Source organism: Enterobacter cloacae complex sp. 2024EL-00227, from assembly GCF_043945315.1.
GTDB lineage: Bacteria > Pseudomonadota > Gammaproteobacteria > Enterobacterales > Enterobacteriaceae > Enterobacter > Enterobacter roggenkampii.
On record NZ_JBIMQP010000011.1, the window covers coordinates 98,533 to 110,196 of the forward strand.

Genomic DNA, 11,664 nt, shown 5'->3' on the forward strand with positions numbered 1-11,664 from the left:
TTGATGAAACAAACACAACGTCATGACGCCATTATCGAACTGGTAAAAAAACAGGGATACGTCAGCACTGAAGAGCTGGTGGAGCAGTTTGCCGTCAGCCCACAAACCATCCGTCGTGACCTGAACGACCTGGCCGATCAGAACCGTATCCTTCGCCACCACGGCGGCGCGGCGCTGCCGTCCAGCTCGGTCAACACCTCCTGGCACGACCGAAAAGCGACGCAGACGGCGGAGAAAGAGCGCATTGCCCGCAAGGTCGCCAGCCAGATCCCGAACGGGGCGACGCTGTTTATTGATATCGGCACCACGCCGGAAGCGGTCGCCCATGCGCTGCTGGATCACGAGAACCTGCGCGTGGTCACCAACAACCTGAACGTCGCCAATACCCTGATGCAAAAAGACGATTTCCGCATCATCCTCGCGGGCGGCGAGCTGCGCAGCCGCGACGGCGGGATTATCGGTGAAGCGACCCTCGACTTTATCTCTCAGTTCCGCCTCGACTTCGGCATTCTGGGCATCAGCGGCATCGACAGCGACGGTTCGCTGCTGGAGTTTGATTACCACGAGGTACGCACCAAGCGCGCGATCATTGAAAACTCACGCCACGTGATGCTGGTGGTGGATCACTCGAAGTTTGGCCGTAACGCGATGGTGAACATGGGCAGCATCAGCATGGTGGATGCGGTCTATACCGACGTGATGCCGCCAGCGGGCGTGATGCAGGTGATTAAAGATAATAATTTGCAGCTGGAACTGTGCTAACGGTTGTGTCGGGTGGCGCTGCGCTTACCCGACCTACAAATTGTTTTCCCTCTCCCTGTGGGAGAGGGCATCAGACCGCACAAAACTAAACGCCGTACCCCATCATCTTCAACAGCTGCTGCGCATGCTGCACTGCATCCTGTCGATGCGCCACGCCCAGCTTCTGGTACAGGTTGCGGATATGCGTTTTGATGGTGGTCGCCGCCACCGCCAGCTCGCCGGCAATCTGCTCGTTGCTGTAGCCTGAATAGATGAGCCCCAGAACCTGCCATTCGCGCTGGGTAAGCGGACTGGTGCGGATAAGCTCCGGCACTTCCGGGTGGTTCAGCAGACGTTCAACGAAGTTCTCATCGAAATGCGCAAACTTGTGGCGATGATGCTGGTTAATCTCGCGCAGAATGCGCTGGGCGCGATGCTGATCCAGCTCCGGCAGCGTGTTGAGCTGAATCAGCTGACGCAGCTGCTGGGCCATCACTTCCCCTTCAATCACAAAGTGGCTGATAAACCCGGTGCGGTTAGCCAGCTGTAGCGCCTCCAGCAGCACGCGCTGGGCATCGTTTTTACGGCCCGCCTGCCAGTAGAGCTGATTTTGCAGCAGCAGGTTGCGGTTCAGGTCGCTCATCAGGCGCAGGCTGCGCGCGTTCTCGTTCAGCTCTTCCAGCACAATCTCTGCGGGCTCTAATTCACCGAGCAGGATCTGCGCGCGGGCAATGTTGCGCCACTGGCTCTGCAGGAAGTGGTTGTTGGCAAATTCCGGTTTTGGCGTCTGACGCAGCCAGTTGGCGGCGGATTTTTTATCGCCGGTCATCTGCCAGTAAATCACCCGGACCTTGTCGGCGTTTGACACCCAGTCGCTATGGTACTGGCCGTTGCCGAGCAGGTTTTCCAGGCGGTTAAGATGGTTGCGGGCGTTATCGAGATCGCCGCGCGCCAGCGAGCACTGCACCAGCAGCGCCAGGCACTGCAGCTGCTGCTGAGGCTGGAAACTGGAAAGAACATCCACACCCTGGCGGGCGCAGCTTTCTGCTTCATCCAGACGCGACCATGCCCACAGTAATTGAGCGCGAATACGCAACAGGAACTCGTGCATCGGCAGCTGTTCCAGATGCTGCTCGCGAATCAGCTGGAACGCTTTCTCCTGGTTTTCCCAGGCGGCCTGCAGGAACCCCTGCGCGAATAAAATCTCGCTCTGCTGGATCAGGCTCCACAGCGCGTAGTGCCAGACATCATGACGACGCGCCATCTGTTCGGTTTGCTGCATCAGTGAAAGCGAGCGCGTGAGATCGCCTTTGCAGTGCAGCACTTCGCCGTGTACGGAGGTCGCCACGATGCGGCTGTAGAAGTTGGCCAGCGGCAGTTCATCCAGCGCGACCATCGCCAGCCGTTCCGCTTCGTCCGGGTCGCCGTCGTTAATGGCCACCTGAGCGCGCAGCGCGTTGAACTCGCCGTGCAGGGTAGTATCCATCTCGCTTTCCATCTCCTGCTCGGCGCGCGCCAGCAGGGTGTTCACTTCGCTGTAGCGATGCTGGCTCTGCATCAGCCAGGCCTGCAGCAGCACCAGACGCGGATTCTCCAGCAGGCTTTCCCACGGCAGGGCTTTCAGGGACTCTTCCAGCAGGGTCAGCTCGCTGTGGTTAAACAGGCCCCACGCGTGATTGAGGAGGATATCGCGCAGCATGCTGGCGTCACCGGCGGCGAGCGCGTGGTGGATGGCCTCGCTCGGGAAGCCCTGTGCCATCCAGCTTTCGGCAGCGGCGCGGTGGATCTCCGGCAGTTCAACCGCCAGCTCCCATTGACAGCGCTGGCGCAGGAAGCTACCAAACAGCGGATGATAGCTAAACCACTCGCCGGGATCGTCCATGCGCGTCAGGAAAAGGCCCTGACGTTCAATCTCTTCGAGCTGAAGCTGACCGTTTTCACAGCCCGTCACCCGCACGATCAGCGCATCGTTCATGGAGCGCAGCAGCGAGCTTTTCAGCAGGAAATTACGCGTCGAGGGATCGACGCTGTCCAGCACCTCATCCACCAGATAATCAGAGAGGTGGCTGGCGTTGATGCCGGCCAGACGGCGCGCTGACTGGTGCGCCGGGCTGTTGTTTTGCCGGGCAGAGAGGGCAATCAGCTGCAGCGCCGTGGCCCAGCCTGCGACGTCATCACACAGACGGCTGCTTTCGGCGGCCTCAATCGGTGAGTTCAGGCGGCAGTCGAAGAACTGTTTCGCTTCCTGGTGGGTAAAAGCAAGCTGTTGGCTACCCACTTCCAGAAGCTGATCGCGCACGCGCAGGTTGGCAATACCCAACTGCGGCAGGTTGCGTGACAGCACCACTAACGTCAGGTTTTCCGGCTGATGGCGCAGGAAGAAACGCATCGATTCATGAATCACCGGGTTAGTGATGAGATGGTAATCATCAATCACCACGTAAAGCGGGCGATGCCATTCAGCCAGTTCGATAAATAGCTGAGAGAAAAGGGAGGACAGGCTGGCGTACTGGCGCTTTTGCACCATCACCTCACTGGCGACGCAGTGTCCATGGGTGGCTTGCTGTATGGCGGCAATCAGATAGCTGGCAAAACGTTCTTGCTGGTTATCGCCCTCATCAAGGGAGTACCAGCCAAGATCGCTCTTACCTGCGGCCCATTGCGAGATGAGCGTTGTTTTTCCATAACCTGCAGGGCTCGTAACCAGCGCCAGTCGGAAATTATGCGCGCCGGAAAGTTTAGCCAACAGACGCTCGCGGACCACTGTATGGTCAAGACGAACCGGGCGACTTAATTTAGACGGAATCAACATAGGTTTCACTTCACTGTGGGGAACGAGAGATTTTATTTTTTTTGCGCTTCGTAATTAATACGATATAAGGTCGGTCAGAAAGAGAACTATTGCAAGTTATGTCTGGATTTGGTGGCTCTGAATTTGCACTCTGTCACAAAACATTCAGGCAGATGATGGAACTTTCTGGAAAGGGCTTTAATGCCGCGTCAATGCTGGCTTGTATGGTTGTGCTGCGGCTGCGCTGAAACTGGTTTCAGGAAGGGATAGTGACGTCAAATTTAATAAAGTGTGGGTAAAGTTCAGCGAGAATAATACCTTTCCTGGTCATGACATCCTGTTGCAAAAATATTATTCCAGGTAAGTAATTATTTCGGCAGGGTTTAATTTCATCCGAAACTGCATTTCATTTCTTTGACATTCTCCTCGGTTACTTTTTTATCTTCCGGGCACACTCGAACTATGCTCTGAGAGTGGCCTTGATCACACTTTTCTGCTCATCCCCGCTACTCCTCCCTGTCTAATCCCCTACGGGAGGAGGAAGAGGTGAAATGAGCCAGGCACACTAGCGCCAACTTGTGTTTTCTTTCTAAAGGATGCCGATCCCCTATGTCACAGCCTACCTTCAACAAAGCTCAATTCCAGGCTGCCCTGACGCGTCAGTGGCAGCGTTTTGGCCTTCATGCTGCAAACGAGATGACGCCTCACCAGTGGTGGCAGGCAGTGAGCGGTGCGCTCGCAGAGCAGCTGGATGCTCATCCTCTGGCAAAACCGGCAAACGGGCAGCGCCATGTAAACTACATTTCAATGGAGTTCCTGATTGGCCGTCTGACGGGCAACAACCTGTTGAACCTCGGCTGGTATCAGGAGGTTGGTGACGTTCTTAAAGAACACGACATTAACCTGACCGATCTGCTGGAAGAAGAGATTGACCCGGCGCTGGGCAACGGTGGCCTGGGGCGTCTGGCGGCCTGTTTCCTGGATTCCATGGCGACCGTCGGCCAGTCGGCGATTGGTTACGGTCTGAACTACCAGTACGGCCTGTTCCGTCAGTCCTTCGCTGACGGCCATCAGATGGAAGCGCCGGACGACTGGCATCGCAATACCTACCCGTGGTTCCGCCATAACGCGCAGCTGGACGTGCAGGTTGGCATTGGCGGGAAAGTGACGAAACAAGGCCTCTGGGAACCTGCGTTCACCATTACCGGCGAAGCCTGGGATCTGCCGGTGCTTGGCTACCGTAACGGCGTGGCGCAGCCGCTGCGTCTGTGGCAGGCGAAGCACGCCCATCCGTTTAACCTGACCAAATTTAACGACGGCGATTTCCTGCGTGCCGAGCAGCAGGGCATCGACGCCGAGAAGCTCACCAAAGTCCTCTACCCGAACGACAACCACCTGGCCGGTAAAAAGCTGCGCCTGATGCAGCAGTACTTCCAGTGCGCCTGCTCCGTGGCGGACATTCTGCGTCGCCATCACCTGGCGGGCCGCAAGCTGGCGCAGCTGCCGGACTTCGAAGTCATTCAGCTCAACGACACGCACCCGACCATTGCCATCCCGGAACTGCTGCGCGTGCTGATTGACGAGCATCAGCTGAGCTGGGACGACGCCTGGGCCATCACCAGCCGTACCTTTGCCTACACCAACCACACCCTGATGCCAGAAGCGCTTGAGTGCTGGGATGAGAAGCTGGTGAAAGCGCTGCTGCCGCGCCACATGCAGATCATCAACAAGATTAACGACCAGTTTAAAACCCTGGTGGATAAAACCTGGCCGGGCAACAAAGCGGTCTGGGCGAAGCTGGCGGTGGTTCACGATAAGCAGGTACGCATGGCGAACATGTGCGTAGTGAGCGGCTTTGCGGTGAACGGCGTGGCGGCGCTGCACTCGGATCTGGTGGTTAAAGATCTGTTCCCGGAATACCACCAGCTGTGGCCGACCAAATTCCACAACGTGACCAACGGCATTACGCCGCGTCGCTGGATCAAGCAGTGCAACCCCCTGCTGGCTGGCCTGCTGGACAAGACCCTGAAGAAAGAGTGGGCCAACGATCTGGACCAGCTCATCAACCTGGAAAAATACGCTGACGACGCGAAATTCCGCGAACAGTACCGCGCGATTAAGCTGGAGAACAAAGTTCGCCTGGCGGCGTTCGTGAAAGCGCGTACCGGGATTGAGATCAACCCGAATGCGATTTTCGATATCCAGATCAAACGCCTGCACGAGTACAAACGTCAGCACCTGAACCTGCTGCACATTCTGGCGCTGTACAAAGAGATCCGCGAGAACCCGCAGGCTGACCGCGTGCCGCGCGTGTTCCTGTTCGGCGCGAAGGCGGCGCCGGGCTACTACCTGGCGAAAAACATTATCCTCGCCATCAATAAAGTGGCGGAGGCTATCAACAGCGATCCGAACGTGGGCGACAAGCTGAAAGTGGTATTCCTGCCGGATTACTGCGTCTCGGCGGCTGAAATGCTGATCCCGGCGGCGGATATCTCCGAGCAGATCTCAACCGCAGGAAAAGAAGCCTCCGGTACCGGCAACATGAAGCTGGCGCTGAACGGCGCGCTGACCGTCGGCACGCTGGACGGGGCGAACGTCGAAATCGCCGAGAAGGTGGGCGAAGAGAATATCTTTATCTTCGGCCACACCGTGGAAGAGGTGAAAGCCATCAAGGCCAAAGGCTACGACCCGGTGAAATGGCGTAAGAAAGACAAAGTGCTGGACGCGGTGCTGAAGGAGCTGGAGAACGGCAAATACAGCGACGGCGACAAGCACGCGTTTGACCAGATGCTGCACAGCATGGACAAACACGGCGGTGACCCGTATCTGGTGATGGCGGACTTCACGGCCTACGTTGAAGCGCAAAAACAGGTCGACGTGCTGTATCGCGACCAGGAAGCGTGGACCCGCGCGTGCATCCTGAACACCGCCCGCTGCGGCATGTTCAGCTCTGACCGCTCAATCCGTGATTATCAGGCCCGTATCTGGCAGGCAAAACGCTAAGGAAGCGCGATGGAGAGTAAACGTCTAGACAGTGCCGCGCAGGCGGCGGGAATTAGCCTCAGTTACATTAATGCTCACGGCAAACCACAGTCTATTGGCGCCGACACCAAAAGACGTTTGCTGGATGCCATGCACAAAACCGACGCGAAAGCGTCGGCTGCGCCGGTGCCGAACGTGAAGGTATTCACCGCAGGTAAAAAGATGCCGCTCGCGGTGGAAGGGCGCGGCGAGTTTAGCTGGCTGCTCACGACCGAAGAGGGGCATCAGCACAAAGGCCACGCCACCGGCGGCAAAACCCTTAACCTTCCGGCGAAGCTGCCGGAGGGCTACCACACCCTGACGCTCACCCAGGACGATCGGCGTTTCCACTGCCGGGTGATCGTCGCGCCAAAACGCTGCTACGAGCCGCAGGCGCTGCTCGAAGGGAAAAAGCTGTGGGGTGCCTGCGTGCAGCTCTACACGCTGCGCTCCGACAGCAACTGGGGGATCGGTGATTTTGGCGATCTAAAGAACATGCTGGCATCCGTGGGCGAGCGCGGCGGCGCGTTTATCGGCCTCAACCCGATCCACGCCCTCTATCCGGCCAACCCGGAGAGCGCCAGCCCGTACAGCCCGTCCTCCCGTCGCTGGCTGAACGTGATTTATATCGACGTTAACGCCTTAGATGACTTCAAAAACAGCAAAGAGGCGCAGGCCTGGTGGAAACTCAGTACCACGCAGCAGGCGCTGAAGCAGGCGCGCGAAGCCGACTGGGTGGATTACTCCACCGTCACGGCGCTGAAAATGGCCGCGCTGCGTCTGGCGTGGAAAGGCTTTTCGCAGCGCGATGACGAGCAGATGGCGGCGTTCCGCCAGTTCGTGACGCAGGAGGGCGAGAGCCTGTACTGGCAGGCGGCGTTCGATGCGCTGCACGCGTATCAGGTGAAAGAGGACGAAATGCGCTGGGGCTGGCCGGTCTGGCCTGAAGCGTATCAATCCGTCGACACGCCGGAAGTGAAAGCGTTCTGTAAAAAATATGCTGATGAAGTGGACTTCTACCTGTGGCTGCAGTGGCTGGCGTACAGCCAGTTTGCCGCCTGCTGGCAGGTGAGCCAGGGCTACAAGATGCCGATTGGCCTGTATCGTGACCTGGCCGTCGGCGTGGCAGAGGGCGGCGCGGAAACCTGGTGTGACCGCGAGCTTTACTGTCTGAAAGCCTCCGTCGGCGCGCCGCCGGATATCCTTGGCCCGCTCGGCCAGAACTGGGGCTTGCCGCCGATGGACCCGCACGTCATGGCGGCGCGCGCCTACGAGCCGTTTATCGACCTGCTGCGCGCCAACATGCAGAACTGCGGGGCGCTGCGTATCGACCACGTGATGTCCGTGCTGCGCCTGTGGTGGATCCCGTACGGTGAAACGGCGGATCACGGGGCGTACGTGCAGTATCCGGTTGACGATCTGCTGTCGATCCTGGCCCTGGAAAGCAAGCGTCACCAGTGCATGGTGATCGGTGAGGATCTCGGTACCGTGCCGGTGGAGATTGTCAGCAAGCTCCGCGACAGCGGCGTCTACTCCTATAAAGTGCTCTATTTTGAAAACGACCATGAGAAAACCTTCCGCGCGCCGCAAGCGTACCCTGAACAGTCAATGGCAGTCGCGACGACGCATGACCTTCCTACGCTTCGTGGCTATTGGGAAAGCGGCGATCTGACCCTTGGCAAAACGCTGGGCCTGTATCCTGATGAAGAGGTGTTACGCGGCCTGTATCAGGATCGCGAGCTCTCCAAGCAGGGGCTGCTGGATGCGCTGCATAAGCATGGCTGTCTGCCGAAGCGCGCCGGGCATAAAGCGTCGCTGATGGCGATGACTGCGACACTCAACCGCGGTTTGCAGCGCTATATTGCCGACAGCAACAGCGCCCTGCTGGGCCTGCAGCCGGAAGACTGGATTGATATGGCGGAGCCGGTGAACATTCCGGGTACCAGCTATCAGTACAAGAACTGGCGTCGCAAGCTGTCCACCACGCTTGAGGCGATGTTTGCCGATGACGGGGTGAACAGGCTGATTAAGGATTTGGATAAGCGGCGAAAAGCTGCTGGTAAGAAGTAATAAAAACCCCGCCAGTGGCGGGTTTTTTATTATCAGGTGGTGCTCATGTAGGTCGGGTAAGGCGTAGCCGCCACCCGACTTAGGGCATCAGACCACCATATTCAGCAGCAGCACCCCGACCAGACCGCACACCGAAATAATGGTTTCCAGCGCGGACCAGGACTTGATGGTTTCACCGATCGTCAGGTTGAAGTACTCCTTGAACAGCCAGAAGCCCGGATCGTTTACGTGAGAGAAAATCACGCTACCGGAACCGACAGCGATAACCATCAGCTCAGGGCTCACGCCCGTGGTGGCAATCAGCGGCGCAACGATGCCGCCTGCGGTGATCGCTGCAACGGTCGCAGAACCCAGCGCAATACGCAGAACCGCGGCAATAGACCAGGCCATCAGGAGCGGCGACACGTTGGTTTCATGCATCATGGCAGCGATGTATTTGTCCACGCCGCTGTCGACCAGAACCTGTTTGAACGCACCGCCACCGCCGATGATCAGCAGCATCATGGCAATGATTTTGATGGAAGAGGTCAGCGTGTCGTTGATCTGATCCATGGAGCGGCCGCGGTTCAGACCGAAAGTGAACATCGCGATCAGCACGGCAATCAGCGTTGCCATCACCGGGTCACCCAGGAATTCTGCAACGGACAGGAACGCATGACCTTTTGGCAGAACCATCTCTGCCACGGCGCGCATCGCCATCAGGATCACCGGTACCAGAGAGGTCCAGACGCTGACGCCAAAGCCAGGCATCTCTTCTTCGGTGAAGGTTTTGGCGCTGTACAGACCTTCCGGAATCGGCTTATCAATGCCTTTCAGGAAGCGGGCATAAACCGGGCCTGCCAGAATCACCGTTGGGATCGCCAGAATCGTACCGAACAGCAGGGTTTTACCCATGTCGGCGTGGAAGATGGTCGCGATAGCGGTTGGGCCCGGGTGCGGCGGCAGGAAGCCGTGGGTCACGGACAGCGCCGCGGCCATTGGCACACCGACATACAGCAGCGGGATGCTCGCGGCAGCCGCAATGGTGAACACCAGCGGCAGCATCAGCACGAAGCCTACTTCATAGAACAGCGCGAAACCAACGGTAAAGCCGGTTAACACCACTGCCCACTGAATGTTCTTCTTACCAAATTTGTCGATAAGCGTGGTGGCAATACGCTGGGCGCCACCGCAGTCCGCCAGCATTTTACCGAGCATGGCGCCGAAGCCCATGATCAGCGCCAGGCTGCCGAGCGTGCCGCCGACACCGGCTTTAATCGAGCTGATAACTTTTACCAGCGGCATCCCCTGCATCAGACCGACTGCAAGTGCCACCAGAACCAGAGCGATAAATCCGTTCATTTTGAAGCGGATCATCAAGAGCAGTAATAACACAACACCGATAGCAACGATGACTAATGGCATGATTTACCTGGCCTTTGAATTGTTATGGGTAACGTCATTGTTTCAACGACAAATTCCGGTTGTCCCAACTGGGAACAGAGAAGTAACGGCACTAATACTGATGCCTTTTAAACGATTAAGTTTAGTCGGCTGTTATGAGTGTGCTTAGTGCCCATGAGAATGATACGGGTAACATGGCGTGATTGAGAATCACCCTGGAAGGCAAAATGTGAATTATGAGACGCAGGTCAACATATAAAGGGGAGCGAAGAGGGGGAGCAGGGTTTTGTAGGCCCGGTAAGCGCAGCGCCACCGGGCAATACAGACGGGCAATGAATCAGTAGTAAGAGTGCTCGCCGCGCTGGTGTTCGGTCAGGTCACGCACGCCTTTCAGTTCCGGGAACTCGTTCAGCAGCTGCTTCTCGATCCCTTCTTTCAGGGTGACATCGACCATTGAACAGCCGTTACAGCCGCCGCCAAACTGCAGAATGGCAAAACCTTCGTCGGTGATTTCCATCAGGGAAACACGACCGCCATGGCCAGCCAGCTGCGGGTTAATCTGGGATTGCAGCAGATACTCAACGCGCTCCATCAGCGGGGCATCGTCAGACACTTTACGCATTTTCGCGTTCGGCGCTTTCAGGGTCAGCTGAGAACCCAGCTGATCGGTGACGAAGTCGATCTCCGCATCTTCAAGATACGGTGCGCTCAGCTCATCAACATAGGCGGTGAGCTGTTCAAATTTAAGGGCAGTGTCGGTGGCTTCCACGGCGTCCGGAGGACAATAAGAAACACCACATTCTGCATTCGGCGTGCCTGGATTGATCACAAACACACGGATCTGCGTCCCTTCTTCCTGATTTGCCAGCAGTTTGGCAAAGTGCGCTTGTGCAGAATCGGAAATACGGATCATAGCTTTGGCCTAATAGTTGACTAAATTACCTGGGTATAATCATACGCCCATTGAAGAAGGGCTACAAGGTACGGCACAGACACCATACCTGAACCGACGCGGCGCCGCTTTGCAAAAGCAGTCGGGAAAGTTCAGCAACGGTACTGCCTGTGGTGACGACATCATCCACAATCGCGATATGGAGACCGTCGACCGGCAATTCAAGGCGAAAGGCATTTTTGAGGTTTCTTTTGCGAAGCCGGGCGCTGAGCTGATGCTGGATGGCGGTGGCATGAACACGCGTCAGCGCGCGGGCATCATACTGACAGCCAAGCCACCGGGCGAGGGGACGGCAGATCAGGTCGCTCTGATTGTAACCGCGTCGCCAGTGGCGGCGTCGGTAGAGGGGGACATTCACCAACCTGTCGATTTTCGGCAATGCGCGGTGGCGCCGCGCCTGCAAAACCGCCAGCAGTAGCAGTCGCGCAAGGGGCTGTGCCAGGGAACTTTGACCGGAAAACTTCAGCGCGTGAATCAGCCTGCTCAGCGGCGGAACATAATCATCCACCGCCACCAGCGCGCTCCACGGCGGGGATTTTTTCAGGCACCGGCCACAGGGCAAAGAGGGATTTGTGGCCGGTAAACCACATTGTGGACAGCTCCCGATACGCCATTGCAGCGATCGCGTACAGACGGAGCAGATGCCCCACCTGCTGAGTGCCAGCGGCATTCGGCATAGCCAGCACAACCCAGGTACTGTTAGCAT

General features: G+C 57.5%; 7 protein-coding genes. 3 read left to right on the forward strand and 4 right to left on the reverse strand.

Annotated elements, in window-relative coordinates:
- Positions 1 to 3 precede the first annotated feature (3 nt).
- Positions 4 to 762, forward strand: a complete 759-nt coding sequence (locus tag ACHH0Z_RS18530; protein ID WP_008503060.1) for a DeoR/GlpR family transcriptional regulator — start codon at positions 4 to 6, stop codon at positions 760 to 762.
- An 85-nt stretch (positions 763 to 847) separates the two neighbouring features.
- Here ACHH0Z_RS18530 and malT read toward each other — a convergent pair whose 3' ends face one another.
- Positions 848 to 3,553 carry an HTH-type transcriptional regulator MalT gene (malT, locus tag ACHH0Z_RS18535; protein WP_008503059.1) on the reverse strand — a complete coding sequence of 902 codons (2,706 nt, stop codon included), beginning with the start codon at positions 3,551 to 3,553 and terminating at the stop codon, positions 848 to 850.
- A 588-nt stretch (positions 3,554 to 4,141) separates the two neighbouring features.
- On the opposite strand from malT, the gene malP reads away from it, so the two are divergent.
- On the forward strand, positions 4,142 to 6,535 hold the full coding sequence (gene malP / locus ACHH0Z_RS18540) for a maltodextrin phosphorylase (RefSeq protein WP_045408600.1): 2,394 nt from the start codon (positions 4,142 to 4,144) through the stop codon (positions 6,533 to 6,535).
- Positions 6,536 to 6,544: 9 nt separating this feature from the next.
- Positions 6,545 to 8,623, forward strand: a complete 2,079-nt coding sequence (malQ, locus tag ACHH0Z_RS18545; RefSeq protein ID WP_008503057.1) for a 4-alpha-glucanotransferase — start codon at positions 6,545 to 6,547, stop codon at positions 8,621 to 8,623.
- An 87-nt stretch (positions 8,624 to 8,710) separates the two neighbouring features.
- Here the strand turns inward: malQ and gntT are convergent, their stop codons facing one another.
- The 3 genes from gntT to gntX all read right to left on the reverse strand — a co-directional run bounded on the left by gntT (position 8,711) and on the right by gntX (position 11,664).
- The gene (gene gntT, locus ACHH0Z_RS18550; protein ID WP_013099097.1) at positions 8,711 to 10,027 is read right to left on the reverse strand and encodes a gluconate transporter; all 1,317 of its coding nucleotides are present in this window, start codon (positions 10,025 to 10,027) and stop codon (positions 8,711 to 8,713) included.
- 316 nt (positions 10,028 to 10,343) lie between these two features.
- Positions 10,344 to 10,919: a Fe-S biogenesis protein NfuA gene (nfuA, locus tag ACHH0Z_RS18555; RefSeq protein WP_008503055.1), complete on the reverse strand. Its 576-nt coding sequence runs from the start codon at positions 10,917 to 10,919 to the stop codon at positions 10,344 to 10,346.
- Between the two features lie 61 nt (positions 10,920 to 10,980).
- A complete protein-coding gene (gene gntX, locus ACHH0Z_RS18560; protein WP_021242187.1) occupies positions 10,981 to 11,664 on the reverse strand; it encodes a DNA utilization protein GntX in 684 nt (227 codons plus the stop codon).